The organism is Streptomyces sp. NPDC048248, assembly GCF_043201875.1.
Taxonomy (GTDB): domain Bacteria; phylum Actinomycetota; class Actinomycetes; order Streptomycetales; family Streptomycetaceae; genus Streptomyces.
In genome coordinates this window covers 419,905-446,076 of sequence record NZ_JBICZL010000010.1, presented here as the reverse complement: position 1 = coordinate 446,076, position 26,172 = coordinate 419,905, and the positions used below count along the sequence as shown (strand labels likewise).

Here is a 26,172-nt window from a genome sequence, read left to right as displayed (position 1 = left end):
CAGCACGGCACGGCCATCGTGGTGCTGGCGGCGTTGACCAATGCGTTGCGGGTGGTGGGCAAGAAGGTCGAGGACGTGCGGGTGGTGATGTCCGGTGCGGGTGCGGCGGGCACGGCCATCCTCAAGCTGCTGATCGCCGCGGGGGTCCGGCATGCCGTCGTGGCCGATATCCACGGTGTGGTGCACGCCGGGCGTCCGGATCTGGTCGATGCCGATCCGGACTCGCCGCTGCGGTGGATCGCGGACAACACCAATCCGGAGCGGGTGACGGGCACCTTGAAGGAGGCCGTGGTCGGCGCGGATGTCTTCATCGGTGTGTCGGCGCCCAATGTGCTGGACGGTGAGGATGTGGCGCGGATGGCGGAGGGTGCGATCGTGTTCGCACTCGCCAATCCCGACCCGGAGGTCGACCCGGCGATTGCCCGGCAGACCGCCGCGGTGGTGGCCACCGGCCGGTCGGATTTCCCCAACCAGATCAACAACGTCCTGGTGTTCCCCGGTGTCTTCCGGGGCCTGCTGGACGCGCAGTCCCGTACGGTGAACACCGAGATGATGCTGGCCGCGGCCGGCGCTCTCGCCGAGGTCGTCCTGGACGACGAGGTCAACCCGAACTACATCATCCCCAGCGTCTTCAACGACAAGGTCGCGGGCGCGGTGGCAGGTGCGGTCCGGGAGGCGGCCAAGGCGGCGGGCGAGGAAGGCACGGAACTCTCGGCTGTCTGATCCCGCGGCGGCAGGAGCCTGTGCCCGCACGCCCCGCAATCGGCGTGAGGCATCAAGCCCGGTCACGAAGGCGGGAATGGGGTGCCGCGGGACAACGCAGCACCCCATTCCCCATGGCCGTCCGCCGCATCATTGGGCCGTTCGAGTGAGCGGCGAGAAGATGGGACCGCGAACGGGTCGCGACCGTCGTCCCGCACTGCTCCATTCGGCGCGCGCGATCGGTCCGAAACTGGTCTGCTGGTTCCGAGGGCTGTCGTACTCCCTTCGCGGAGAAGCCCATCGCCGCTGACGCCCCCGAGGTGGAGGCATTCATGACCACACCGCGCGACCTGATGATCATCTCCATGGACGCGGCGCCCGATCACCCTGTGGAGCAGGGCAACCTGTCCCTCGCCCTCGCGGGAGCAGAGGTGATCGACCTGCTGACTGCCCAGGCCGTCGAGCTGGACGACGATCTCATCGTGCCGGGCTACCGCCCGACGCTGAGTGATCGCCTGCTGGACGAGGCCGCGTCGTCGCTCGTCCGGGAGACGCCTTACGAGTCGCTCGACGACTGGCTGTGGCGGAGGGGGCGCGGGCTGTCATCGGCCTATCTGGCCGCCCTTGAGGGGGAAGGCCGGCTCACTCGCCAACGCCACCGGTGGATGCCCTTCCGGGCAAGTCAGACGCTGGTCGATTCGCTTGAACACCGCCAGGCCGAGGACCGCTGGACATCGAACGAACCCGTCCTCGCCACCCTTGCCTCGGACCTCGGGATCCGCGGCAAACGACCGGAGGACGCTCCGAACGTGGACGACGAGGCGGTGGCGACGGTGCTTGACGCCGTCCATGACGCCTTGACGGAGCTGGAGGCCGAACGGCAACGACGCGCCATCGAGGAAGCGGCCTTCGACAACGTTTGGCGCGGCGAATAGGGACGGCGACCGCCGGCCTCAACAGGGGCGGGCAGACGAAGTGTCCGCCAGGCTTTGTTGAGGGCCCGGGCGCATTCGACCGGCCAGTCGAAGTGTGAGCCGCACGCGGTACCCACCAGCGCTCTCCGGCGCCGCGGCGCCCCTACACGCGAGGACCGGTCGAGGACCTTCGAGGACGCGAAGTGGCGTTGGGTAGAGTCGAGGCCGGGCAGCCCGTGGAGGGCCGAAGGGCGAGGAGCGAGCGGTGATCCGCGTGCGCAGGCGAGTGGGATCAGGTGGTGTGGCACACCTCCTGATCGTCGTCGCGCTCGCTCTCGGCGTGCTCGTCATGCATGGCCTCGGCCACCCGGCCGACCCGGAAGCGGCTGTCGGCGCCGGCGCCGCATCGCGGCACGACTCGATGACCGAGCGACAGGACGCGTCCTCGGGGCTGCATGAAGAGGCGGTTCCGCTCTCCGGCTCCCCGGGGCACGCGGCCACCACGGTCGTCTCCGGTGCGACGTCCGATGCGGGGCACCGCTCCGGTCACCCCGGCCCCTCCATGGACATGACTTCCCTGTGTCTGGCCGTGCTCGGCCTCTGGACGCTGGGAGTCCTCTTCGGCGGTCTGCTGAGCAGATTCCGTGACTGGTCCCTGCGTTCCCTCGCACGGTTCGTGGCCGGGCTACGTCCCAAACTGCCGCCTCCGCGCGCTCCCGACCTCCTACAGCTCGCAGTTCTGCGGATATAGGCCGCTGCTCGATCGACGGACGGATCGCCGTCCGTCGGCAACGCATGCCTTGGAACACGCGATTCCGCAGCACTGACACACGAGGTGTAGAGCCATGAATTCGATCAAGCGCGCCCTGAGCCGGCCCGGTCGTCACCGGGTGGCGATGGTCGGCGCGATTGCCGCCGGTGCCCTGACGCTTGCCGCCTGCGGCAACGACGGCGAGAGCGACAAGAACCACGGCACGCCGGGCGCGGATCACGGCAGCAGCAACTCCGCGACGGCCGCTCCGGGCTCATCGGGCTCGTCGGGCTCGTCGGCGAAGGGGGCGTTCAACGACGCGGACGTGACGTTCGCCCAGATGATGATCCCGCACCACCAGCAGGCCATCGAGATGGCCGAACTCTCGGACAGCCGGGCTTCCGACAAGGAGATCAAGGAGCTCTCGGCGGCCATCGAGCAGGCTCAGGGACCGGAGATCAAGACCCTCCGGGGGTGGCTGGAGGGCTGGGGCAAGCCGGCCTCGTCGTCCATGGAGCACAGCATGCCCGGCATGGACCACGGCGCCGACGGCTCGGGCATGTCCGGGATCATGTCCGACAAGGACATGGCCGAACTCAAGGCCGCCAAGGGCACGGACTACGACAAGAAGTTCGCCAGGCTGATGACCACGCACCACAACGGCGCGATCAGCATGGCCGAGAACGAGCAGAAGGACGGCCGCAACGCGTCGGCCAAGAAGCTCGCAGGCGACATCATCAAGGGGCAGACGGCCGAGGTCGACAGGTTCCGGAAGATCCTCGACCGGCTCTGACCGGGAGCGGGACTCCGCTTCTTCGTCAGTCCTTCGCCAGGGCGCCGGGCCTCTGCCAAGAGGCCCGGCACCCGCGGTCTCAGCCTTCCGCGCCGCGCTGCCGCTCAGCTTCACCGGCGGCATCTCCCGCGTCGTGCCCGGCGCCACCGGGTGGCACGCCAGGACCTTGACTCAGACCCCTCCCCCGGCGGCCGCAGCTGTTCCCCGGTCCTGTTCGAGCAAGCGCGTACGAAAGAGGTCGAGCACCTCGTCCAGCGCCGCGCGGGTCGGCTCGCCGGGCTCGTCGATGAGGTGCTCGGTCAGGACGGAGTGCGGCGGCAGCACGGCGGCGGGATTCGCGGAGGCATCGTCCAGTTCCACGGCGGTGAAGGCATCACCGAGTTCGCGGCGCAGATAGGCGAACCGGTCCCCCGGTACGAGCCGGTCCCCGCAGAATCGCAGCCCCATCACGCGGAGGTCGTCGCTCTCGCAGCGGCCACGGACGGCAGCGAGTTCTTCGGCGGAGATATCGATACGGCCCGCCCGGCTCCTGGTGACGGCCAGCGGCAGGGACGGCTGGGACAGGACGGGCGCGAGCAGACGCTCATCGGCGGCCATGGCCAGGGCGAATCCGCCGGTCAGGCACATGCCGACGGCCCCGACGCCGGGACCGCCGCAGCGCTCGTGCTCGTATGCGGCCAGGGCCCGCAGCCAGGTCACCACGCGCGAGGATTTCCCCCTGGCCAGCACGGTGAATTCCCGGCTCACGCATACCTTCCACATCGACGAGGCCGTGTAGAGCCCGGACTTCAGCCGCCCGGCTGTCGCGGGGTCGGCATCACGGCCGGGTTCGCCGAAGAGCACCGGCAGCACGGCGGTGCAGCCGATCGCGGCAACACGTTCCGCGAACCGCAACACCTTGGGCGTGATGCCCGGTATCTCGGCCATCACGATCACCGCGGGCCCGGTCCCACGCCGCAGGATCCGGCGACTGACGCCGTCGTGGGCAAAGGTGCCACGGTCGAAACCGGTCAGGTCATGATCTGCCATGCTTACCACCGTCTGGTCGGTCGCCGCTCGGGTCCGGTCGGGTAACGATCTCCGACCGAGGCAACTCGCTTACGCCCGGTCGGAGTTAGCGCGAGACTACCCAGCGGACGCCATTCCGCAGCGGCGGCCACCTCGGTGGCCTCAGTCGCTCGGCCCGTGAGAAGCGGCCAGGACCCGCTCGGAAAACGGCTCGACCGGGAAATTTCATGCCGAGACCATGAGCCGGTGACACCGGACGAAGTAGCAGCAAGTGAACTCCTGGATCGAGCAGCCCTCTGGAGTGCGGGCGACCTGCGTGCCACAGAGGTCGTCGGCGCGGCCTGCGATGCGCTCGTCGCCGGATGGGACGGTCCCGGGCTCCGGGCCCTGGCAGCTTGCACCCGAGGAGAGGCGGACTACGACGTTCCTGACCTGCTTCCCGAAGCGCTCAGCGATCTCGGGCTCAGCTTCTCTGCGGTCGTCGGCGCCAACGGCCAGGAAGCCGCTGCCCGAGCGCTTGCGCGGCGCACACTCGCGGGCGACCTGACACCTCGTGAATTCACCTTCTGGGTTCATCAGCGTTGCGGCCATGAACTGGCGCTGACGGAAAGGCTCGCGGAGCTGGACGACGAGTACGACCTTCTCGAGTTCGGCACGAGAAGCGACAGAGCCGCGGCGCGTCTCGATGCCGAGGTCGTGTCAGAAGCCCGGCGCCTCGTGGCCTGCCCCCATGTTCCCGCAGATGCCGGAGACAGTCTCAGCTGACGCACCATCAGCTGGCTTTGTCTCTGCGGCAAGGGGCGCGGGGCCGGAAGTGATGCTCGCCGCCGGTGACCTTGTGCGGCGCGGTCAGGAAGGGTGAGGCTCAGGGCGGGCCCCTGCGCCCGGCTTGCCCGGCGCCAGTACGGCGGGTTCAGTCGGTGTCCAGGCCGTCGATCAGGCGGTCGAGGAAGCGGGTGAAGGTGGCCTCGGGGTCCAGGGGGCGTCTCGGTGCCGCGAGGGCTTCGGCCAGCTCCGGGTGGTGGCCGTCGGCGGCGACGGCGGAGAGGTAGCGGCCTTCGGCGGCGGCGCGATCGGGGCGGTCCGCCACCGCGGCCTGGGCGATCTCGTGGGCGACGTGTCCGGCGACGAAGCCGGTGAGCTGGCTGAAGACCTCCAGCTTCGCGGCACCGTCCAGCCGGGTGGGCCGTAGCGCGGCAAGGGCGTGTTCAAGGAAGGCCAGTGTGTGCGGGCCCGGGGTCCTGCGGGTCGTCAGCGCGGCGGGGAGCCACGGGTGCCGGAGCATGAGGGCGCGCTGGAGGTGGCCTATGGCCTTCAGGTCCGTACGCCAGTCGCCGGTGAGGGGTCCGGCCGTCGGCAGTTCGCCGCTGACCTGGTCCACCATCAGTTCCAGCAGCGTCTCCTTGTCGGGGGCGTAGCTGTACAGGGACATCACACCGGCCCCGACCTCGGAGGCGACGCGCCGCATGGTGACGGCCTCCAGTCCCTCCGCGTCGGCCAGGGTGACCGCTGCGGACGTGATCGCCTGACGGCTGAAGGCGGGCTTGCGTCCTCTCGCCGGCCGGCCGGTGTGCAGCCAGAGCTGTTCGGGGTCGACGCCTGAGGTGCCTGCCCCGTCACGACGGCTCACGTTCTCTCTGTCCTCTCCTGAGCACCGGAAGTTGCGGTGTCCATCCAAGCATCCGCTATTCTCGTACGACGTACGAGAATAGCGAAGGGGAACCATGACAGCGCACCCGCGAGAGACCGCGCCGAGGCCCGACCGGATCGCAGCGACGAGGAAGCCGCCCCTGTCCTCACGGTTGCTGAGGGCGACGTGGCGCAACCTTCCGCCCAAGCGGCACGACGTGGGATGGGAACCCGGGCTCGCCGTACCTGCCGCGGACGGCAGCCCGCTGATGACGGACCACTATTTCCCCCGCGCCGAGGGCGACTTCCCCACTCTCCTGGTGCGCTCGCCCTACGGCCGGGGCGTGCCCTGGTCTCCCATGAACGGCATCCTCTTCGCCGAACAGGGCTTCCACGTGGTTCTGCAGAGCTGCCGAGGTACCGGCGGCTCAGGCGGTCGCTTCCACCTCTGGCGCAACGAGGCCGCCGACGGCCAGGCCACGGTGTCCTGGCTGCGCGAGCAGCCCTGGTTCAACGGAACGCTGGGCACCATCGGCCCCAGCTATCTCGGCTATGTGCAGTGGGCGCTCGCCCTGGACCCGCCACCCGAGCTGAAGGCGATGGTGATTCAGGTCGGCCTGCACGATCCTCATGCTCTCTTCCACACGGGCGGGGCACTCCGCCTGGAGAACGCCCTCGCGGTCGGCGTCGGCATGACGTACCAACACCAGGGAACGGCGGCCCTGCTGAAGGCGACACTGCGTCTTCGGCGCCGCCTGCGAAAGATCAGCACCGCGAAGCCCCTGCGTGGGGCATACGTCTCCGCCCTCGGCGAAGTGCCCTGGCTGGACGACGTGATGACCCACCCGGACGCCGACGATCCGTACTGGGACGGAGCGATCCTGGGGGAGCCGGCGGAGCGGCTGCGCGTGCCGACCGGGTTGATCACGGGGTGGCACGACGGGCTCGCCGATCAGACCTTCGAACAGTACGCCCGGCTGCGTCAGGCCGGATGCGAGACCTCCTTGCTCGTCGGCCCCTGGACGCACACCTCCGCCTTCCAGCAGGGCTGGCCCGAGGTGTTCGCCGAGAGCCTCGCCTGGCTGCGTGCGCATCTGTGCGCCGACCCGTCCGGTGTCCGGCCCACCACGGTGCGCGTGCATGTCGGCGGCGAAGAGGCATGGCGGGACCTCGACGACTGGCCGCAGGCGCCCGACACGGCAGCCTGGTTCCCCGGCGCGAACGGGACGCTCACCCGGCAGGCGCCCGCGGAGTCCACAGCGTTGGCGTCCTTCCGCTACGACCCGGACGACCCCACTCCTTCGGTGGGCGGGCCCCTGCTCTCCCGCGGCGCCGGCTCCCAGGACAACAGCGCACTGGAGGCACGGGAGGACGTCCTGACGTTCACCACCCCGCCGCTGGCCGAACCCGTCGAAGCCTTCGGCCCCGTCTCCGCGCGGCTGCGGATCTCCCCCGACACCGGCCACGCCGACGTCTTCGCCCGCCTCTGCGACGTCGATACGGACAATGGTTCCCGCAACGTCTGCGACGGGCTGGTCCGGCTGCGGACCGGTGGGCAGGACCCCGCGCAGGTCATCGTGCCCATGGGCGCCACCGCCCACCACTTCGCCGCGGGCCACCGCATTCGCCTCCAGATCAGCGGAGGCGCCCATCCGCGCTTCGCCCGGAGTTCCGGCACCGGGGAAGCGGCGGTCGACGCCACCGGTCACCGGCCGGCGCACATCACACTGCACACGGGATCAGCGTTGGCGCTGCCCCGTGGCGGCCGGATACGCGGCCACAACGCGTCGACGGGCGACAGCTCGGCGCCGGAGGAGGGGAGCGACTCCGAGGAGTGAGGCAGCGGCACCCGGGTGGCGCCCCTCCCCCGTGCCCCCCGGGCCCACCCTCCGGCTTTGCCCACCACGGTCGGCGAGCATGGCCGCCCGCCCGGCGACCTCGGGATACCTTCCGGTCAAGCACTTGGGATCAAGCGCTCCGGCCTCCGACGTGTCCGCCGAAGGGAATTCCATGGCCCGCCCGGTTCACTTCGAGATCTACGCCAACGACTTCGTGCGCATGCGCACCTTCTACGAGTCCGTATTCGGGTGGTCCTTCGTCCAGCAGGGCGAGCGCTGGGCGATCCGGACCGGCACCGCGGACCCCGGGATCGACGGCAGCATGCTGGAGCCGGTGGATTCCTCCACGCGCGGCGACTCCAGCGGCGGGCTCATGCTGCGCATGCGGGTGGACGACATCGACGAGGCGTCGCGGGCCGTCGAGAACCACGGGGGCCTGATCACCGTTCCCACGATCCCGGTCCCCGACATCGGCCTGTTCTCCATCGGGACGGACCCGGACGGCAACTACTTCCAGATGGTCCAGGAAGACCCGTATCCGGCGTGACCGCACGCGGCACCCGGGGTCTTCGATGCTCCGGAAGCCGGGCCGCGAGCTACCGGCGCGCCGGCGGGGCGCTCACGCCCGCCCCGGAGAGGGCGGCTCGCCCCACGGAGTTTCCAGAGCCGCGCGCAGGCCGTCGACCGCTTCCCGGCCGATGCGTTCGGCGAGCTGCATCTCCAGCCGTTCGAGGAGCAACTCGGCCTCATGGTGCGCACGGGCCCCCTTCGCAGTGCGCCGGATCAGTCGCTGCCGGGCGGAGGTGGGATGGGGCACCTGTTCCAGCAGCCCGGCGTCGATGAGGCCGTGCGCGGCCTGGTGGGCGGTCTGCCGGGTGACCTCCATCCGCCGGGCCAGCTCGGAGACCGTGGTTCCCTCCTCGTCCAGGACGGCGAAGAGCTGGAGCTGAGGCGGCGACACCGGTGTCGCGCCGGCCGCGTCCAGAGCTGCCAGCAACCCCTCGTCGAACCAGCGCCGGGCGTCGCCGAGCAGCTGCGGGAGAGGGCGGTCGGTGCCGGTCATCGCTTCCTAACTCCACGACCGCGGGCGGGGCGGTGTGGCGAGCCTCTTGCCTGCCGGTTGCTCCCGGCCGACATCTGTGTCAGCCTACCTGACATCCAATTTGTCAGCCTGCCTGACATTCTTGGTGGCGGCGCGGAAGGACCGCTGTCCGTCACCCGGCCTGTCGCCTGCCCAGGGAGAGACGATGACCCTCGAATACGCCACCCGCTACCGCCGCGCCTCGCGCATCCCCGACCAGCCGGGCAAGCCGTACTTCATCGAGAAGGGCGAGGGCGACCGCGCCCACCTCTTCGGTGATCTCGTCACCATTTACGCGGGCGGCGAGCAGACGGAGAACACCTTCAACTTCTTCACCTGTGAAGGCCCCAAGGGCGACATCATCCCGGCCCATCTCCACCGCGACACCTACGAGGTCTTCTACATCACCCACGGCGCGGTCCGGCTCTTCGTCGAGGACACCGAAGGCGTTCAGCAGGAGAAGGTGCTCACGCCCGGAGACTTCGGCTTCGTGCCGAAGAACTGCCCGCATGCCTACCGCATGGAGCGCCACCACAGCCAGGTCGTCGGCGTGGCCGCCGGTCCCGGAGGCACCTTCGAGCGGTTCTTCGAGAGCCTCGGGGCACCGGCCGAACAGCTCGGGCTCCCGCGAGAGCCCGTCATCCCCGCACCCGAGAAGTTCGGCACGGTGCCGCAGGAGTACGACGTGCGCTTCCTCCCGGACCACCAGTGGCGGACCCGATGACGCGGGCCCGGCCCGCCCTGCGCGAAGTGATGGCGGCGCCCCACCCGGACATCGCGCCCCTGCCGCCCGCTGCCCCGTGTGAATCCGGAGTCCGCCTGCTGCGCGGCGTGCCGTACCGGCACATCGAGGGCAGCCGCCCGGTCGAACTGGACCTGTGGCTCCCCCGGCCCGGCCTGGGCGGCCCCGTCCCGCTGCTGCTGTGCGTGCACGGCGGCGCCTGGCGCCGCGGGCGACGTGAGGACATGGGCCTGCGGATGCGCCACTGGTCCCCGGGACCCTTCGAACGCCTCGCGGCCGCAGGCTTCGCGGTGGCCGGCGTCGACTACCGGCTCAGCGGCGAAGCCGTCTTCCCCGCCCCGCTCGACGATCTCCGTGCAGCACTGCGGTGGCTCGCCCTGCGGTCCGCGGAACTCGGCATCGACACCGGCCGGACCGTGGTGTGGGGCGAGTCCGCCGGCGGACACCTCGCCTCGCTCCTCGCCCTCACCGACCCGGCGCCCGTCGGCGCCGTGGTCTGGTACGGGCCCAGCGACCTGTCGACGCCTCGCGAGGGCTTCGACCCGCACGATCCCCGAAGCCCCGAAGCGCTGCTGTTGGGCGCGGCACCGGCCACCTGCCCGGATCGCGCCGACGACGCCGGCCCGTTGGCGCATGCCCACTCCGGCGCCCCGCCGTTCCTTCTCGTCCACGGCGAAGCGGACACCATGGTGTCCCGGACCCACAGCGAAGCCCTTGCCGCCGCCCTGAACGATGTCGGTGCGCAGGCCGAACTCCGGCTGATCCCAGGGGCGGACCACGGTTGGTACGGACTGTCCGACGCCGAGGTGGAGGACATTTTCACCCGCTCCCTGCGCTTCGCCCGTCACCTCGTGACCTGAGCGCCCTCCGGACCGCTCCGAGCACCCGTCTTCCCCAAGTCACTCCCGTGGATCACATCGCACCCGTAGATTCTGACTCCGACGCCACGATCACTACGGGGGACAGACGTGGACTGGGGGACGCTCGTCGCGACGGTCAGCGGTGGCTCGATCGCCATCACCGGCACCGTGCTGGCCGACTATCTCCGCCATCGCCGCGAGGACGACCGCGGTGTCGGTGCGCGGCGACGCACCGTGTACATCGAGTTCATCTCGGCTGCCGGGGTCTGCCATGCGCGGCTGCGTCAGATCGCGCAAGGCCCTGACGGTGAAGTGGACTTGGACGCCGCCACCCGCGCGGCACTGAGCGATGCCGGGATATACGAAGCGCGCGAAAGGCTTTTCATCGACGCGACCACCGCCGTCGCCGGCGCCGGTCAGGCGATGTTCGAGCAGCTCCGCGCCCTGCAGCGGGCCATCGCCGCGGGGGCTGCGGCCTCGTCGGCGGCCTTCCATGACGCCTACCACCCCTACATCGCCGCGGTGTGGGAGTACCGGGTCGCCGTGCGCGAGGAACTGGAGGGACGGTCCCTGTCACCGGCCGCCTTCGGGTGGGACGGCTGGGACGGCACCGAGCGGTGCTCGCTGTGCGGCCCTGCGATCGCCTCAGGAGCCTGACGGGCCCGGCGCCGGCTCCTCGGTCAGGGAGGCGGCTCGGACGATGAGCATGGCCACGTCGTCGTGCTCGCCGGGGTGGCGCAGGGTGTACAACAGCACGTCGCAGGTCTCCTCCAGGGACCGCGGGGGTCCGGTGAGAAAGGCGAGGAGAGCGTTCAGGCGTTCGTCGATGGCCTGATTGCGGGTTTCGACCAGGCCATCGGTGTAGAGGAGCAGTTCGTCACCCGGGAGCAGGGGGAACGTGGTGGTGCAGAAGGGGACCTCGCCGACGCCGAGCGGGGCGCCGGTGGGCAGCTCCAGCAGCTCCGCGTCCTCACCGGGGCGGATCAGCGCCGGCGGCAGATGCCCGGCGTTGGACATCGAACAGCGGTTGTTGCGGGGGTCGTACACGGCGTAGATGCACGTCGTGATGGTCTGCCCCATGCGGTCGGCGATGTGGTCGAGATGGTGCAGCACCTGCGCGGGTTCGAGGTCGAGCTCGGCGAACGCGCGGGTCGCGGTACGCAGTTGACCCATCGTCGCGGCAGCGCTCAGACCGCTGCCCATGACGTCACCGACGACGAGGGCGGTCTTGTCGTCGGTGAGGGGAATGACGTCGAACCAGTCTCCCCCGATCTCGCTGGCGATCGAGGCGGGCTGGTAGCGGTAGGCCATCTGCAGCCCCGGCCGTGGCTCGGGGTGCTCGGGCAGGAGGCTGCGCTGCAGGGTCAGGGCGGCGTGGCGCTGGCTTTCGTACCAGCGGGCGTTGTCGATGCAGACGGCAGCCCGCGCGGCGAGCTCGCCCGCCAGGACTTCGTCGTCGTGGGTGAACGGTTCCGGGTTCTGGGTGCGCTTGAGGTCGAGAGCGCCGAGGACCTCGCCGCGCGCCATAAGCGGCACAGCCAGGTAGGAGTGCAGACCCGCGCGCCCCAGCAGCCCGGCGTCCTCCGGGCAGCGGGCGATGCTGAGCAGGTCGGCGCTCTCGACGCGGGGGATACGGACGGGGCGACGGCTGTTCACGCTGCGGGTGACGAGCCGGTCGGCGTCATACCGGGCCACCTGGCCCGGCGGGTCGGCGGCGCGTACCGCCTCGATGGGCGTATCGGCAGCCGATGCCACGGCCAGGGCGCGCACCAGGGCCGGCCCACCGGACGAGGCCAGCGCCGGGCGGCCGGTCAGGATCCCGTCGAGAATGTCCACGGCCGCGACGTCGGCAAGCTCCGGCACGCAGGTCTCGGCCAGCTCTCGCGCCGTCTGGCCGAGGTCCAGCGTCGTTCCGATGCGGATGGACGCCTCGGCGACGAGGGACAGGTTGCGCCGGGCCCTGGCGGCCTCGGCGGCGGCGCGGTGCCGCTCGGTGACGTCCACGACGGAGACGGCCACCCCCAGCACCTTCCCACTCGACGCCTCCAGCCGGTAGAAGGACACCGACCAGGCATGCTCACGGTCCGGGTCGGTCGGGATGCGCCCCACGGACTCCTGGTCGAGAATCGGGACGCCCGTCTCCAGGACCTCGCGCATCGCGGCCTCGATGCTGTCGACATCGAGGAACGGGAGGGCCTCGCGCACGTGCCGCCCCAGATGCTCCGAGGCGGGCAGGCCGTTGATCTCTTCCAGGGCCGGATTGACGGCGACGTACCGCAGCTCGGTATCCGTGACGGCCAGGCCGATCGGGGACTGCGAGATCAGCCTGGTGGACAGCGCCAGGTCCCGTTCCACCTTGCGGAGCGTCGAGTGCCCGGTGGCCAGGCCCAGGGCGTACAGATCCCCGTGCTCGTCCTCCAGCCGCATGTTGCGGAACTCCGCCAGTCGGGTGCTGCCGTCCTTGTGGCGCACGGGAAAGGCTCCCGACCAGCTGCCCTCGCCCTCCATGACCCGGGTGAACAGCTTCAGGACCAGTTCGAGGTGCTCGTCGTGCACCAGCAGCCGCCCGGCGAACTGGCCGAGCGCTTCCCTGGCCGTGTAGCCGAACAACTGTTCGGCAAAGGGGCTCCACAGGATGATTCGCCCCTCGCCGTCCAGCACGACGGCAGCCACACTCAGCACGTCCAGGAGCCCACCCGGCTCCGACGTCACCTTCCCCGGCGGTCCCGCATCGGCCGGGAAGGATTCAGCTGAGCACATCCCTCGGCTCCTCTCAGCCTCCCCGCCTGATGTGCTGATGCCCCTTCCGGCATGCCCGCCATAGCGCATCGCGCGGTGCTCTTCCATCATCCCGCTTCGCGATGTGCCCTTCCATCATTGCGCTGTCCCGGCCCACTCCGCACCCCGCGCGTCAGGGAAATTCACCGCGCCACGGCCGGGGAGTGCCGCCCGCGGTCCGGCGGGCGTCCGGTGCCGCCCTACGGCCGCGGTGCGACGGAGAGGGGCTCGGCGATCGACTCCAGGGAGCGGCGTTCGGCGTCGACGGCGAGGAAGACGGCCGTGAGGCCGGCGAGCGTCATCAGGGCCGCACCGATGCAGAAGGCCAGCGCGGTGTCGCCGAGCTCGCCGGTCGAGGTCAGTTCCGCGAAGACGAGCGGGCCGCTGATGCCTCCTGCCGCGGTACCCACGGAGTAGAAGAAGGCGATGGCCAGGGCGCGGGTCTCCATGGGGAAGATCTCGGAGACGGTGAGGTAGGCGCTGCTGGCGCCCGCGGAGGCGAAGAACAGGACGACGCACCAGCAGGCGGTCAGGGTCTGGGCGTTCAGATGTCCGGCGTCGAACAGCCAGGCGGTGACGAAGAGGAGGAGCCCCGACAGGATGTAGGTGCTGGAGATCATGATCCGGCGGCCGAGGGTGTCGAAGAGCTTGCCCAGGACCAGCGGTCCGACGAAGTTGCCCCCGGCGATGACGGCGAAGTAGTAGCCGGTGGATTCGTTGGACACGTCGTAGAACTCGTTCAGGATGGCGCCGAAGCCGAAGGTGATCGCGTTGTAGAGGAACGCCTGGCCGACGAAGAGGGCCAGGCCGAGGACGGCACGTTTGCGGTAGCGGGAGAAGACGGTGCGGCCGATCTCCAGGAAACCGATGGTCTTGCGTGGGTGGATGGTCAGGGTGCTCTCGGCGGGCGGCAGCTCGTAGCGGCGCTCGGGGGTGCTCTTCTCCCGGGTCACATCCGTCTCGATGTCCGTCACCAGCGTGTTGGCCTCGTCGCTGCGGCCGTGGATGAACAGCCAGCGGGGGCTCTCCGGAACGTTGCGGCGTACGAGGAGGATGACCAGGCCGAGGACGACGCCGAGGGCGAAGGTCAGGCGCCATCCGACGTTCACGGCGAAGATCGAGGTGTTCAGCATGACGATCGACAGCAGGGACCCGCCGATGGCTCCGAGCCAGAAACTGCCGTTGATGATGAGGTCGACCCGGCCCCGGTAGCGGGAGGGGATCAGTTCGTCGATGGCGGAGTTGATGGCCGCGTATTCACCACCGATGCCGAGGCCGGTGAGGAACCGGAAGAGGAAGAACCACCAGGAGGAGAAGGAGACTGCGGTGAGGGCCGTGGCGGTGAGGTAGACCGCGAGGGTCAGCATGAACAGTTTGCGGCGTCCGTAGCGGTCGGTAAGGTGCCCGAAGAAGAGGGCGCCGACGCAGGCTCCTGCGACGTAGAGGGCCGCCGCAAGGCCGGTGACCTGCGACGACGTGATGTCGAGACCGCTGCCCTCCTCGGAGAGGCGCCCGGCGATGTTGCCGACGACCGTGACCTCCAGGCCGTCGAGGATCCAGACGGTGCCGAGCCCGATGACCACCATCCAGTGCCATCGCGACCACGGCAACCGGTCCAGGCGTGCGGGCACATCGGTCTCGATGGGGGCGAGAGCCCCTCGATCGGCAGTCGCCATCACGGTCTCCTCGGTGATGAGCCGGAGGCCCTCGCCCCGGCATCGCTCACTGCGGATGCCCTCTGGCCCTGTTTTTCACACAGCGGTACGCCCAGCCGGTGGGGGTGTCGACGGGGCCCTCGGGTCGGGCAGTTCGTCCGCGTCGCGTCTGCGCCCGGCCGCCGGAACCGTCGGACATCGGCTGAACGGACGGCACTCGTTCCGGTGCACTCCGCCACTCGTACGAGCGAGATCGCATGACTCCCCTGAGGACCTGACGCACTGTTCTCCCGGCGCACGAGTGATCAGCACTCGGGTGCCGTGATCTCGAAAGGGAGATTTCCCATGTCCGTCCGCCGTTTCCTGCCCGCCGCCGTCGGCGCCGCCGCTCTGCTTCTCGGCCTGCCCGCCGCGGCTTCCGCCGCTCCCGGCCCCGTGGCGTCCGCGATGAACCCCTGCGGGTTCTACGAGACCGGAAGCGACGCGCGCTACAACCACTGCACGAGCGACGGTTCGAATGTCGTCATCGAGGTGGAGGTGTTCGGCCCCAACTACGAGCGCTGCGTGGGCCCGGGCAACACCTGGCTCGGATCGGCATCGAAAATCCAGGGCGCGCATTACGTCGGGCGCACCTGCTGACCGCGCCATGACGGCGGGCCCGGCGGTTGCGCCCCGGGCCCGGAGGCCGGGCGGGGCCACGGCATCGCGGGCGACTCAGCTCGTCAGGAGAGGCCCTGCGGCCGCTCCAGGGCAGCGCGCACGACGGTGTTCAGGTCCCGCCCCTGCATGTTCAGGTGCGCGACGGCATGCAGCAGGTAACGGGGCTGGGCCTGCCAGCCCCGGGTGTGCAGGCGCGTATGCCGACGGGCCGTGCGGTGGTGGAGTTCGCACAGGAAGTGCAGCCCCGTCACGTCCATGAACCGCACATCCTGCATATCGAGCACCAGGTCGGAGAGCGATATGGGCAGCGAGTCGAGAAGACGGTTCAAATCCGGCTCGCAGGCGCGGTCGATCTCTCCGCGCGCCGTGAGCAGGAGAGTGTCGTCCAAACGCTGCGTAGTGGCGGTGAAAAGAATAGGTTCCTCGATGAGTTGGGGTGGCAGCAGCCCGGAGCTCGATCTGCACCGGATGCGCGGCGGAACGCCGCGGTGGTCCGGCTCCGCGAGCCGCCGCCTGGGCGGACAACCGCCGGACCGGATCCGGTCACTCGGAGCGCTGTGCGAATGAGACGCACGAGCCGGACCGACTGTGGAATTACTTCACTGTCCCACAACCGGCTCCCGACCCGAAACCTCGCCGGGCCGCCGGCCACGGGGGTGCGCCCTTCAAGACCGGCACCCGGGCACGATTTCCTCATCCGGGCCGAGCAACCGCTGGAGCGGGAACCCGTCCATGGCTGCGACCTGACCCGCCATCACTCCACCGGCCGCCGGACGCGGTGAGGAACACCTTCTGCCCGGTGGGAAGCGGGGCCCGCTCAGGAACTCCCCGGCCGGTTTCCGACCAGCGGGAGGAACAGCTCGTCCACGATGTCCTCCAGGTCGGCGTCGGTCGGCGTACGCCGGGCCATGAAGAGGTCGTGCACGACCAGCACCACCGGCAAGGTCACGAGCCGGTCCGGGAGCGTGTCCACGGCGTCGATCTCGTCGCGCCGGGCCGCCCGTTCCAGCACCGTTCGCATCCAGTCGCGGCCCGGACCGTGGTTGCGCGACGCCATGTAGGCGGACAGCTCCGTCGCCTGCCCCTGTTCCGCGGCGAGTACCTCGCGAACGGGAGCGAGATCGCGCGTCCGCAGGACGACGAAGCGCAGCAGGGCCAGGACGTCGCCGCGCAGGTCGCCGGTGTCGGGCGGTTCGGCCGGCAGCGGCGGCGCCCGGTGGCCGAGCGCGGCCAGGACCAGCTCCCGCTTCGACGGCCAGCGGCGGTAGAGGACCGGGCGGCTGGTACCGGCGCGATCGGCCACCGCCTCATACGTGAGCCGCTCGTAGCCCACCGCGACCAGTTCGTCCCAGGCGGCCTCCAGGAGCGCCGCTTCCAGTTCGGCTCCACGGCGTCGCTTCCGCGTGACATCTTTAGACACGCCATGTATCTTAACCGAAAACATAAGATGCAAAGTGGCTCTTATTGGAGGTCGGTCATGCGCGGCAAGGGCATCCACTACGACACGGGCACGTTTCCCGACGGCGGCAACTCCCGCCCCTCGTTCGACCTCGGCGTTGTCGAGCGGGAGATACGGGTCATCGCCGAGGACCTGCACTGCACGGCGATCCGCATCACCGGCGGCGATCCCGACCGGATCGAGGCGGCCGCCGGGTACGCCGCCGCCGCCGGCCTGGAGGTCTGGTTCTCCCCGTTCCCCTGCGAGATGACGAACGCGCAGATGCTTCCGTTCCTCGTCGACTGCGCCGAACGGGCCGAACGGCTACGCCTGGGCGGCACGGACGTCGTCTTCGTCGCCGGGTGCGAACTGAGCCTGTTCGCCCGCGGATACCTGCCGGGCGACACCTTCGGCGCCCGCGTCCCGGTCCTGGCCGGCCCCGGTCGCGAAGCCGCTCTCGAAGGGGTCCCCGACCGCGTCAACGCGTTCCTCGGCGAGGTCGTCACCGCCGTACGGGCCGTCTTCGGCGGTCCGGTCAGTTACGCCTCCTGCCCGCTGGACGGCGTGGACTGGAGCCCGTTCGACATCGTCGGACTGGACGCCTTCCGGGGGCTGCGCAACGCCGCCGGCTACCGCGACGATCTGCGCAAGGAGTTCGCCCACGGCAAGCCCGTCGCGATCCTGGAGGTCGGCTGCTGCACCTTCCGGGGAGCGGGCGACCACGGAGGCGCCGGCTGGTACGTCGCCATGGGGCCGGACGGCGTGACCCCCAAGCCGGACCTGGTGCGCGACGAGGGCGAACAGGTCCGCTACCTCGACGACCTCATCACCGTGTTCGAGGAGGAGGGCGTCGACTCCCTCTTCTGGTTCAGCTTCGCCGGCTACAGCACGCCGCACCGCACATCAGGGCCGGATCCGGACCTCGCCTCCTACGGCATCGTCACGATCCTCGACGAGAACAGCGGCATTCCCGCCTCCGCACGCACCTATCCCGACATGCCCTGGGAACCGAAGAGGGCGTTCCACACGCTCGCGGACCACTACAAAGCGCTCGGACAGCAACGCACCATCGTCCGGGGGCAGTAGTAGACACAAGGGCGGGCCTCCGCCAGCCGCGTGGCCGATCGCCCGCCCCAGCGCGTCGCCGATCCCCCTCGCCACGAGACCGATGCAGAGCACGAGGGACGCCAGGCGCGCCCGGCTCGGCGAGCCGCCCCGGGTCACATAGCGTCAGCTCGCCTATCGTCGCGCGGGGTCCGGGAGTTGGGATCGGGCGTATGCGCCCCCCTGTTGCCGGTCGGTCGACAGCTCGCAGGTCGACCGTTGCGGCGTGCGCGCCACACCGCTGTGAACAGGGAGCACCGAGAGCGCTCTCACCAAGTCATTGACAGGGCCGCGCCAACGACGCTTCACTTCCCGAAGGCAGGTCCATACCAGGCCCGACCGCACCGATCGGCGTCCACCACGCCCCTCTGCACGGTGGGCCCTCGATCGGCCCGGCCGCCCCTCCCCCACAGACCGAGGCGAGTCATATGTCCCCATGGAAACGCCCCCGCTCCCTCCGCGGCATCGCCCTCGCCGCCGCGGCACTCACCGCCGCGCTCAGCTGGGCACCCGGCTCCGCCGCCGCAACACCGCCAACGTCCGCACCCGACAACCGCGTTCAGGCCGCGGCCTTCGAGGACAACTTCGACGGCCCCGCCGGATCAGCGGTCGACGGCGGGAAGTGGCAGATCGAGACCGGCGACAACGTCTCCAACCACGAGCGCCAGTACTACACCGCGGGGAATGCCAACGCCGCCCTGAACGGCCAGGGGCAACTGGTCATCACCGCACGCCGCGAGAATCCCAACAACTATCAATGCTGGTACGGACGGTGCGAGTACACCTCCGCCCGCCTGAACACCGCGGGCCGCTTCACCCAGACCTACGGCCACGTCGAGGCGCGGATGAAGGTGCCGCGCGGCCAGGGGATGTGGCCGGCGTTCTGGATGCTCGGCAATGACATCGGCCAGGTCGGCTGGCCGAACAGCGGCGAGATCGACGTCATGGAGAACGTCGGCTTCGAACCGAGCACGGTGCACGGCACCCTCCACGGCCCCGGCTACTCCGGCAGCGGCGGCATCGGGGCGGCGTACACCCTGCCCGGCGGGCAGGTCTTCGCGGACGACTTCCACACCTTCGCCGTCGACTGGGCACCCGACTCGATCACCTGGTCCGTGGACGGCAACGTCTACCAACGCAGGACTCCTGCCGACCTCGGCGGCAAGCAATGGGCGTTCAACAAGCCCTTCTTCCTCATCCTCAACCTCGCCGTCGGTGGCTACTGGCCCGGTGACCCCGACGGCTCGACCTCCTTCCCGCAGCAACTCGTCGTCGACCACGTCCGCGTCACCACCTCCAACACCAGCCGAACCACCAAGTGACCCTGTGGCCTTGAGCCGGCGTTGAGCTGAGTCGTCACAGCCGGGACTCGTCGCAGAGCACAGGCGCGCATCGTCGGACCGACGGACGACGATGCGCGCCTCCTCGGGTGGCCGCACGCTATGGCGCGAGTGTCCCGGAACCGGCAGGATCCGTGGTCATGGATCAGGGGGCTGCTGCGGTCTTGGCCGCGGGTGTTGCCGGTATCACCGGCGCCGTCGGCGCGGCCGTGGGAGCGGCGATCGCCGGCCGCGCGACACGAAACCAGGTGGTCAAGGAGTACGCAGTGCAGAGGGCCGCCCGGCTCGAAGAGCAGATACGGGTCGCCTGCGACACCTTCCACGAGCGTGGCATGGCCGCCTTGCAGGCCGCCAGGGCGCTGGAGGAAGCCATCTGCAGTGCGCACAATGACGTCACGCAAGAGCAATCCTTCGCCGAGGCCATCAGCGCGGCTCTCGCGGCGACCTCCGCCGTGCGGTGGTGCCGACCCGAACTGGAGCGCCCTGCCCGCGAGTGGTGTGTGGCCATCAAACTGGCAGCGGACGCTGCGCGAGCCCTCCGCGGGGCCCCTGAAGCAGCAAGGAATCCTCGCTCTGCGCTGAACTTGCAGCGGACGGCGGCATGGCAGCGGGAGGACCGCGCTCTGCAGACCTTTTGGCAGCAGGTGAACGACGCCAAGGCGAAGTGCCTGAGTGAGGCGACGGAGACATAGGCGTAGATGTAGGCGTGGGCGCCAAGGGTGGTGTGACAGCGGTTCCGAGGCTGCCTCGGCGGGTTCAGTCGTCGATCGGGCAGTGGTGTTCGCCGTTGGGCCCCCAGCGGGTGGCCCGGGGGTCGTTGAGGTTGAATGCGCCGCAGTACAGGGCCACCGACGGGCCCTTCGGCGTGGCGCGCAGGATGATCAGGGCCTTGTCGAGCGGCGGCTTGGAACCGTTGCGTTCCGGGAAGTCGATGACGCCGCTGGCTCCCTGAAAGCTGATCTCCTCGTCGAGTTTGGACTTGACCCCTTCGGTATCCGCGGTCTCGGTGCTGGCGTACGCCCGGTCCGTCGCGGTGGAGAGCACCTTCAGCGCGTCGTGGGCCAGTGCCACGTGGCCGTCGTTGAGCCAGGGGTCCTTTGCGGTGTACGCCTGGACATAGAGCCGGAAGAGCGCGTCGGCCTCACCGTTGCTGTCCGGGTGGTTCTCGGGGAGCACGTGCACACTGTGGTAGAGGCGCAGCCAGTCCTGCCCCCGATACTTTCCGCGCAGCGCGGTGCTGGTGAGCTCGTTGCTGCCCATCACCGTCAGCGGCAGTCCCGCGCAACCGGAGTCGGGGCCGTAGTGGTTCACGAAAGCGGAGAAGTTCCGGACCCGGGCGGCCCAGTGGACGACTGTACGGGGCTCCCGCTTGACCGTCGCGCACACGGTCCGCGCGACGTCGTAGGGGGTGACGCCGCCGCTGCTCGCGGAGAGCGTCAGGGTGTCCGTGCCGGCGCCGAACTCCCGGGCGAACATGCTGCCCATCTCGGTGCTGAACAGGTCACCAGGCTCCTTGATCACCAGCGCTCGGGTGGCGGGCTCACAGCGGCCGGGGCCGGTCGCGACGACGCGCTCGGAGCGGACGAATCGTGCCGCGATCCTCGACTCACGGCTGTTGCTCGGAGACATGGGCCGGTAGTAGGTCACGTCCCTGTGCATCGCGTCGGCTGTCGCGGTGGTGCCGATGACCGGCACCTTGCCCCGGTCGAGCACCTGCACGGCGTCCCGGGTCTGGTTCCGGCTCTCGGAGAAGCCGACCACGCCGACGATGGTGCGGTGGTCCTGGGTGTCCTTGAACTCCCGTGCCTCGTCGACCACTTGGCGCGCCTTGGCGACCGCATGCGTGAATTTGATCCCGGCGTCCCGGATGTCGATGTACAGCCGCACCCGGTTCGGATCGTCGACTGCGGCATCATTCAGCCGCTGCTGCGCCAGCCAGAGGCCGCGCAGCTCGGGGATGGCTCCGTTGTCGACCGCCTCCTCCAGGTCCGCCGGCACGGTGGCGCCGAGATAGACGACCTTGCGGACGGGCCGCCGGTGGTTTCGTTCGGCGTTCAGCGCACGGTCGTTGAGCTTCCTGATGGACTCCACGACCGCTTGGAACTGCTCCCGCGGTGTCTCCTGGCCGGAGCCCGCGGCCGGTAACGGCTGCGGTGCGTGCGGGCCCGGGAGGCGCTGCCCGTCGAAACACCCGTCGGAGGTCCCGCTACCGGGCACGGTGAGCAGCCCGAAGACCACGGCGGCGGCCACCGTCACGGCCGTCAGCTCGACGGCGCACTCGGTGGCGGGTTTGATGTGGGGCTTGGGCGTGCGCGGGCCGATCCGCGTGACATGAATGCCCTCTTCCTCGAACCGCTGCTCCGCCAGCGGGATCAGCAGCGGTGGCGCCGAGCCACCGTCCTGAACCGGCGCGAAGCGGCCGGCGCCGTCCTGCAGGCTCTGGCACCGGCGCCAGTCGGCCTGCTGGTATGCGGCCGTCGGACCGGCGGCGACCACCAGGAGGGTGGCGTTCCCCGGTGCTCGGGCAGCGTTCCGCAGGGCGCGGAGAAAGCGTGCGGTGGCCGCGGACGCGGGGGTGTTCTGCGCAGGCAGGTCGAGCAGCACCACGCTGCGCGTGCGCCTGCGTCGCGCCCACGGCCCGAACCGTCCGGGCCGGGCGTCGCGCAGATCCGCGAGCAGGGCGCGCAGCAGCAGCTCCTCCAGGTCCTGACGGGCCTCCTCGGCCGCGGCCGCGTCACCGCCCGTGAGCCGCTGACACTGGCGCGTCAGCAGCTCGGAGACCCAGTAGAAGACCGAGTGGTCGCTCTTGCCCATCCTTCGCCACTGCTCGTACCAGTTGTGCTTCTTCGCTGTGAGCAGCCTCCGCGTCCACCAGGCCGACCAGCACCATCGCGGGAACCGGTAGAGCACCGACTTCCCGAAGAGCGCGATCAGATCACCGAGCCAGGACAGCGCTCCGTTGAACGAGACCGCGGATGCTCCGGCAAGCCAGTGCAGCACTCCTCCGCCGGCCTCTTCTGCGCGCAGGCTGTAGGCGCGGTCGCGCAGAGTCCGTCCGCCGAGGTTGACCGTCTCCGGACGCTCGCGCAATTCCTGCGTGAGGTCGGTCATGAGCCGGAGGTTCCTGCCCGGGAGCCGTGCGCCCTTCAGCGGGGTGGCGGCGCACAGTTGCTCGCCCACTTTCAGGGTCAGGTACTCCGTACCCGGCGGGGGGAGGGCCGGCAGAGCGGGCCTGGCGTAGGGGGTGAGCTTCGCACCCTCTCCGGCGTTGTGGGACAGGACGTCCTCCAGCCCGTCCAACACGCGCTTCGCCCGTACGCCGGCGGCCTGGTCGGTGCCCGTGCCCGCGGTGTCCAGGGCCAGGACGGGCAGGACGTCCTCCCGCAACGACCGGCGCCATTTGCCGGGAACGACGGCTTCCCGGAACTTCAGGAGGAAGGGATCCGACCCCTCGCCGTCCGGAAACGACCTCTGCCACTCTCGGGCCACGCGTCCCCCAACTGTGCGCTCCAGTAGCCTGTTTGAAGACCTGACACGCTACTCCCGGGCCAGGGCGCGCCGCCATGCGACGGTCGTTGACGACCCTCCTGAGCCTCGTCCGCCGCCGATTCGTGACCTGCCGCAACTGAGCGAGTCCTGACTGCGGTTGCTGCGGCTACCTGACAGCTCCGTGACCACCGGACCCCGCGTCGCCCGATACGGCCTCGCCCGATACTGCGTGGAGTGCTGCCAATCCCGCGTCCAGGGCGGGCCGGCCGGTACTGCCGCGTCTCGTGCACACCATGAACTTCCGCGACGGCGTCGACTGCCCCTTCAGGGGGACGCGTACCACCCCGTGCTCGGCCGGCACCGGCACGGTCCGAGGCAGCAGGCAGACACCGAAGCCCGCTGCGACCAGCGCTGACACCGCGAACCACTCCTTGACCTGATGCCTGACGAGCGGGTGAACCTCGGCGGCGGCACAGGGGTGCCCTTCGGGAACGAGCAGGTCCTGCCCGTCGTCGAGCAGAGGGTGCTGCTCGCACCGCGCGTCGGTGATCGGCGGCGCCTCGGGGGTGGGCAGGACGAGGGCGAGGTCCGCCTCTTCGGCAGGGAGCAACCGCACAGCGGGGCCGCACTCTGCTCGCCCCAGCTGTGGGCAGTGGCGCTGGTGGTCGCGCTGTTTTCCGCCGTACCTAATTACATCGGCGTCCCGGGTGGCGCGGACTCGCACGCGGGGACGCGGGGCGAGCTCTCAGCAGCCGCTGAGTCCGGCCAGCCGCAGCACCGCGTCCAGCCCTCGGTGTGAGCCCGCCGCGGCTCCCGCGGGAAGGACGTAGGAGCGCAGACCGGAGCCTGCCGCGCCGCCGTCCTTCGCGGGGTGGTCGCCCACCATCAGCGTCGAGGCCGGTTCGACTCCCAGCTCTCGGCACGCGTGCTGGAAGAGCGCCGGGTCCGGCTTCTCGGTCTTGTGCTGGTAGGAGTGCACCCAAGAGGTGAAGTAGTGGTCCAGGCCGTGATGGGCGAAGGTGGGCCGCAGGTCCCACCCCACATCGCTCACCACCCCCAACACCGCTCCGCCCGCGGCAAGTTGATTCAGCGTGGACGCGGCGTCCGCATAGGGCACCCAGTGCTCGGGGGCCTGCAGCTGCGCATAGAGCTCATCGGCTACGGGGGCGAGCTCGGGGACCGAGGAATACCACGTGGTGAACGCATGCCGGTGGGCCCCCGACGACACGTCCCGGGCATGCTGCGCCGCCACCACCGCCGGATCGGACAGGCCGGCTTCGAGCCCGCCCAGGATGCGGTCCATCGCCACGTCGTCCACGGGCTGCGCCAGCGCCGCCCGGATCCTGTCCGCGTACGTTCCGATCTGGAACAGCGTGCCGGAGAAGTCGAACAGTACGGCCCGGACAGCGGACGGGCGTCCGGGCGTCGTGGCACGGATGGGCCCTTCCGGGCCGCAGACAGGGAGGCTGCTCATGAGTGTTTCCTATCGCAGCGCCTGCGGAGATGACCAGGCGCCCGCCCGCGACCTGGTCGCTGCGCCGCCCATGGTGGGCACCGCCCCTCTGCGGTGGAAGACGGCCCACCGAGCGACACGGCACCCGGTCCTCTCTGCACGGCGGGCGACCGTCGTGCAGAACGGAGCGGGTGCCGACGCGCCGTTCCCGCGGTGATCAGCCGACCGGCACCGTGGAGGCGTCCTTCCTCTCCATGGGGCCCACCCAGGTGCGCCGCGGAGGGAGGCCGACGAACTTTCCGAAGATCAGGGCCGCCGCCGTGGCCGCGATCACGCCGGGCACGATCTCGTAGATGCCCGACTGGAGCGGGCCGAGGAGCGGGTCGATGTGCTTCCACAGGACGACGGTGACCGCGCCCGTCACGATGCCGGCGATCGCGCCGGCGCGGGTCATGCGCGGCCAGTAGAGCGACAGGAGGATCACCGGGCCGAAGGCGGCGCCGAATCCCGCCCAGGCGTAGGCGACGATGTCCAGCACGGCACCGCCGCTGAGCGCGATGACGTAGGCCACCAACGCGACCACCACCACCGTCGCGCGGGCCGCCAGCACCATCGCCGCGTCGCCCGCCCGGCGCTTGACGAATGCGCGGTAGAAGTCCTCGGTGAGCGCCATGGCCGACACGAGCAGCTGACTGTCGACGGTGGACTTGATGGCCGCCAGCACCGCGACCAGCAGGATGCCCGCGATCCAGGGGTTGACCAGCTGAGCGCAGAGCTCGATGAAGACGGTCTCCGGGTTCTCCAGCGTGTGGTCGAGGGCGCCGATGCCGACCAACCCGACGAGGGAGGCGCCCGTCAGGCAGACGACCACCCAGCCCACGCCGATGCGGCGGGCCAGCGGGATCTCTCGTGTGCTGCGGATACTCATGAAGCGGACCAGGATGTGGGGCTGGCCGAAGTAGCCAAGGCCCCAGGCGAGGAGGGAGATGACCGCCACGGCGGTGAGCGGCTCGCCGGTCGTCCAGCGGCTCCCGTCGAACTCGGCCTGGCCCGCCATGTCCAGGAGGGATGCGCTCTTGTCGGTGATGGCGTCACCCAGGGCGCCGAAGCCGCCGAGCGCGCCGATGCCGATGGCGGGGAGGGCCAGGGCCACGCAGAACATCAGCGTGGCCTGCACCGAGTGCGTGATACTCACCGCGCGGAAGCCGCCCAGGACGGTGTAGAAGACGATGACCACGGCGAAGACGGTGAGGGCGAATTCGAAGCCGCCGCCGAAGATGCCCTCGAACAGGACGCCGCCGGCCAGGAGGCCGCTGGCGACGTAGACGGTGAAGAACACGACGATGACGGTGGCCGAGAGCAGGCGCAGGACCCTGCTGCCGTCCTCGAACCGCTCCTCCAGATACGCCGACAGCGTCTTGGCGTCGCCGGCCAGCTCGGTGTAGGTACGCAGACGCGGGGCGACCACGCGCCAGTTGAGGTAGGTGCCGGCGGCGAGGCCGACGGCGATCCACGTGGCACCTATACCGGCCGCGTACACGGCGCCGGGAAGTCCCAGGAACAGCCAGCCGGACATGTCACTGGCCCCCGCCGACAGGGCCGCCACCGGTGCGCTCAGACGTCGCCCGCCGAGGGCGAAGTCGGAGAACGTCACGGTCTCCTGATAGGCCCAGATACCTACGGTCACCATCGCGAGTAGGAATACCCCGAAGATGATCATGACGGGTACGATCAGGAGTGTCACCACTGCTCCCTTGATGCGGGTACTGCCAAGGATTGCGGGGCCCCGGAAAGGGGAGAGCCCACGAGGAGTCCCGGAGCGACAATGATCCGGCGCGTGCTGACAATACGGATCAGCCGTCGAAAGCGGCACCCCTTTGGCGGATCTCCTTGGCATTCCCAGGCCCTTTGACCTCGGACTTGCCCCGGCGCCCGTC

The 26,172-nt window shown here is 70.0% G+C and carries 26 protein-coding genes; 15 read left to right on the top strand and 11 right to left on the bottom strand.

Annotated features, from left to right (window positions below):
* The 4 genes from ACGFZW_RS24160 to ACGFZW_RS24145 all read left to right on the top strand — a co-directional run.
* A partial coding sequence (locus tag ACGFZW_RS24160; RefSeq protein WP_393895269.1) for an NADP-dependent malic enzyme occupies positions 1-723 on the top strand: 723 nt, incomplete at its 5' end.
* 311 nt (positions 724-1,034) lie between these two features.
* Positions 1,035-1,637 (top strand): GPP34 family phosphoprotein, encoded by a 603-nt coding sequence (locus ACGFZW_RS24155; RefSeq protein ID WP_393895268.1) that lies wholly within the window; start codon positions 1,035-1,037, stop codon positions 1,635-1,637.
* Positions 1,638-1,917: 280 nt separating this feature from the next.
* Complete coding sequence (locus ACGFZW_RS24150) at positions 1,918-2,367, top strand: hypothetical protein (RefSeq protein ID WP_393895267.1); 450 nt, start codon at positions 1,918-1,920, stop codon at positions 2,365-2,367.
* A 94-nt stretch (positions 2,368-2,461) separates the two neighbouring features.
* The gene (locus tag ACGFZW_RS24145) at positions 2,462-3,160 is read left to right on the top strand and encodes a DUF305 domain-containing protein (RefSeq protein WP_393895266.1); all 699 of its coding nucleotides are present in this window, start codon (positions 2,462-2,464) and stop codon (positions 3,158-3,160) included.
* A gap of 171 nt (positions 3,161-3,331) precedes the next feature.
* Here the strand turns inward: ACGFZW_RS24145 and ACGFZW_RS24140 are convergent, their stop codons facing one another.
* Complete coding sequence (locus ACGFZW_RS24140; RefSeq protein WP_393895265.1) at positions 3,332-4,189, bottom strand: dienelactone hydrolase family protein; 858 nt, start codon at positions 4,187-4,189, stop codon at positions 3,332-3,334.
* A gap of 225 nt (positions 4,190-4,414) precedes the next feature.
* Here ACGFZW_RS24140 and ACGFZW_RS24135 point away from each other — a divergent pair, with 225 nt between their 5' ends.
* Positions 4,415-4,933, top strand: coding sequence for a hypothetical protein (locus tag ACGFZW_RS24135; RefSeq protein WP_393895264.1), 519 nt, complete (start codon positions 4,415-4,417; stop codon positions 4,931-4,933).
* Positions 4,934-5,081: 148 nt separating this feature from the next.
* Here ACGFZW_RS24135 and ACGFZW_RS24130 read toward each other — a convergent pair whose 3' ends face one another.
* Positions 5,082-5,798 (bottom strand): TetR/AcrR family transcriptional regulator, encoded by a 717-nt coding sequence (locus ACGFZW_RS24130; protein ID WP_393895263.1) that lies wholly within the window; start codon positions 5,796-5,798, stop codon positions 5,082-5,084.
* 94 nt (positions 5,799-5,892) lie between these two features.
* Here ACGFZW_RS24130 and ACGFZW_RS24125 point away from each other — a divergent pair, with 94 nt between their 5' ends.
* Together ACGFZW_RS24125 and ACGFZW_RS24120 are read left to right on the top strand one after the other, a co-directional pair.
* Positions 5,893-7,635 carry a CocE/NonD family hydrolase gene (locus ACGFZW_RS24125; protein WP_393895262.1) on the top strand — a complete coding sequence of 581 codons (1,743 nt, stop codon included), beginning with the start codon at positions 5,893-5,895 and terminating at the stop codon, positions 7,633-7,635.
* A gap of 172 nt (positions 7,636-7,807) precedes the next feature.
* On the top strand, positions 7,808-8,182 hold the full coding sequence (locus ACGFZW_RS24120; RefSeq protein WP_393895261.1) for a VOC family protein: 375 nt from the start codon (positions 7,808-7,810) through the stop codon (positions 8,180-8,182).
* 72 nt (positions 8,183-8,254) lie between these two features.
* Here the strand turns inward: ACGFZW_RS24120 and ACGFZW_RS24115 are convergent, their stop codons facing one another.
* Positions 8,255-8,698: a MarR family winged helix-turn-helix transcriptional regulator gene (locus ACGFZW_RS24115; RefSeq protein WP_393895260.1), complete on the bottom strand. Its 444-nt coding sequence runs from the start codon at positions 8,696-8,698 to the stop codon at positions 8,255-8,257.
* Positions 8,699-8,882: 184 nt separating this feature from the next.
* Between ACGFZW_RS24115 and ACGFZW_RS24110 the strand changes: the two genes are divergently transcribed.
* The 3 genes from ACGFZW_RS24110 (at position 8,883) to ACGFZW_RS24100 (ending at position 10,975) form a co-directional block, all read left to right on the top strand.
* Complete coding sequence (locus tag ACGFZW_RS24110) at positions 8,883-9,440, top strand: quercetin 2,3-dioxygenase (RefSeq protein ID WP_393895259.1); 558 nt, start codon at positions 8,883-8,885, stop codon at positions 9,438-9,440.
* A complete protein-coding gene (locus ACGFZW_RS24105) occupies positions 9,437-10,318 on the top strand; it encodes an alpha/beta hydrolase fold domain-containing protein (RefSeq protein WP_393895258.1) in 882 nt (293 codons plus the stop codon). Before ACGFZW_RS24110 ends, ACGFZW_RS24105 begins: the two co-directional genes overlap by 4 nt.
* Positions 10,319-10,426: 108 nt before the next feature.
* Positions 10,427-10,975, top strand: coding sequence for a CchlQ (locus ACGFZW_RS24100; protein WP_393895257.1), 549 nt, complete (start codon positions 10,427-10,429; stop codon positions 10,973-10,975).
* On the opposite strand, the gene ACGFZW_RS24095 is transcribed toward ACGFZW_RS24100, so the two are convergent.
* Positions 10,964-13,078: a SpoIIE family protein phosphatase gene (locus ACGFZW_RS24095; protein WP_393895256.1), complete on the bottom strand. Its 2,115-nt coding sequence runs from the start codon at positions 13,076-13,078 to the stop codon at positions 10,964-10,966. The two genes, ACGFZW_RS24100 and ACGFZW_RS24095, sit on opposite strands and share 12 nt — an antisense overlap.
* A gap of 218 nt (positions 13,079-13,296) precedes the next feature.
* The gene (locus ACGFZW_RS24090; RefSeq protein WP_393895255.1) at positions 13,297-14,772 is read right to left on the bottom strand and encodes an MFS transporter; all 1,476 of its coding nucleotides are present in this window, start codon (positions 14,770-14,772) and stop codon (positions 13,297-13,299) included.
* Positions 14,773-15,096: 324 nt separating this feature from the next.
* Here ACGFZW_RS24090 and ACGFZW_RS24085 point away from each other — a divergent pair, with 324 nt between their 5' ends.
* A complete protein-coding gene (locus ACGFZW_RS24085; RefSeq protein WP_393895254.1) occupies positions 15,097-15,390 on the top strand; it encodes a DUF6355 family natural product biosynthesis protein in 294 nt (97 codons plus the stop codon).
* 83 nt (positions 15,391-15,473) lie between these two features.
* Here ACGFZW_RS24085 and ACGFZW_RS24080 read toward each other — a convergent pair whose 3' ends face one another.
* Positions 15,474-15,800 carry an STAS domain-containing protein gene (locus tag ACGFZW_RS24080; protein ID WP_393895253.1) on the bottom strand — a complete coding sequence of 109 codons (327 nt, stop codon included), beginning with the start codon at positions 15,798-15,800 and terminating at the stop codon, positions 15,474-15,476.
* Between the two features lie 428 nt (positions 15,801-16,228).
* Positions 16,229-16,831, bottom strand: coding sequence for a TetR/AcrR family transcriptional regulator (locus ACGFZW_RS24075; RefSeq protein WP_393895252.1), 603 nt, complete (start codon positions 16,829-16,831; stop codon positions 16,229-16,231).
* 57 nt (positions 16,832-16,888) lie between these two features.
* Here ACGFZW_RS24075 and ACGFZW_RS24070 point away from each other — a divergent pair, with 57 nt between their 5' ends.
* From ACGFZW_RS24070 to ACGFZW_RS24060, 3 genes are all read left to right on the top strand, one after another.
* Complete coding sequence (locus ACGFZW_RS24070; protein WP_393895251.1) at positions 16,889-17,935, top strand: hypothetical protein; 1,047 nt, start codon at positions 16,889-16,891, stop codon at positions 17,933-17,935.
* 446 nt (positions 17,936-18,381) lie between these two features.
* A complete protein-coding gene (locus ACGFZW_RS24065) occupies positions 18,382-19,275 on the top strand; it encodes a family 16 glycosylhydrolase (protein ID WP_393895250.1) in 894 nt (297 codons plus the stop codon).
* 158 nt (positions 19,276-19,433) lie between these two features.
* Entirely contained in the window at positions 19,434-19,985 is a 552-nt protein-coding gene (locus ACGFZW_RS24060; RefSeq protein WP_393895249.1) for a hypothetical protein, read from the top strand.
* Positions 19,986-20,049: 64 nt separating this feature from the next.
* Here the strand turns inward: ACGFZW_RS24060 and ACGFZW_RS24055 are convergent, their stop codons facing one another.
* From ACGFZW_RS24055 to ACGFZW_RS24045, 3 genes are all read right to left on the bottom strand, one after another.
* Complete coding sequence (locus ACGFZW_RS24055) at positions 20,050-22,782, bottom strand: hypothetical protein (protein WP_393895248.1); 2,733 nt, start codon at positions 22,780-22,782, stop codon at positions 20,050-20,052.
* A 166-nt stretch (positions 22,783-22,948) separates the two neighbouring features.
* Positions 22,949-23,392 carry a LysR substrate-binding domain-containing protein gene (locus ACGFZW_RS24050; protein ID WP_393895247.1) on the bottom strand — a complete coding sequence of 148 codons (444 nt, stop codon included), beginning with the start codon at positions 23,390-23,392 and terminating at the stop codon, positions 22,949-22,951.
* 135 nt (positions 23,393-23,527) lie between these two features.
* Complete coding sequence (locus tag ACGFZW_RS24045; protein ID WP_393895246.1) at positions 23,528-24,256, bottom strand: HAD family hydrolase; 729 nt, start codon at positions 24,254-24,256, stop codon at positions 23,528-23,530.
* Between ACGFZW_RS24045 and ACGFZW_RS24040 the strand changes: the two genes are divergently transcribed.
* Positions 24,255-24,452, top strand: coding sequence for a hypothetical protein (locus ACGFZW_RS24040; RefSeq protein WP_393895245.1), 198 nt, complete (start codon positions 24,255-24,257; stop codon positions 24,450-24,452). The genes ACGFZW_RS24045 and ACGFZW_RS24040 overlap by 2 nt on opposite strands.
* On the opposite strand, the gene putP is transcribed toward ACGFZW_RS24040, so the two are convergent.
* Positions 24,453-25,979: a sodium/proline symporter PutP gene (putP, locus tag ACGFZW_RS24035; protein ID WP_393895244.1), complete on the bottom strand. Its 1,527-nt coding sequence runs from the start codon at positions 25,977-25,979 to the stop codon at positions 24,453-24,455.
* Positions 25,980-26,172: the final 193 nt, after the last annotated feature.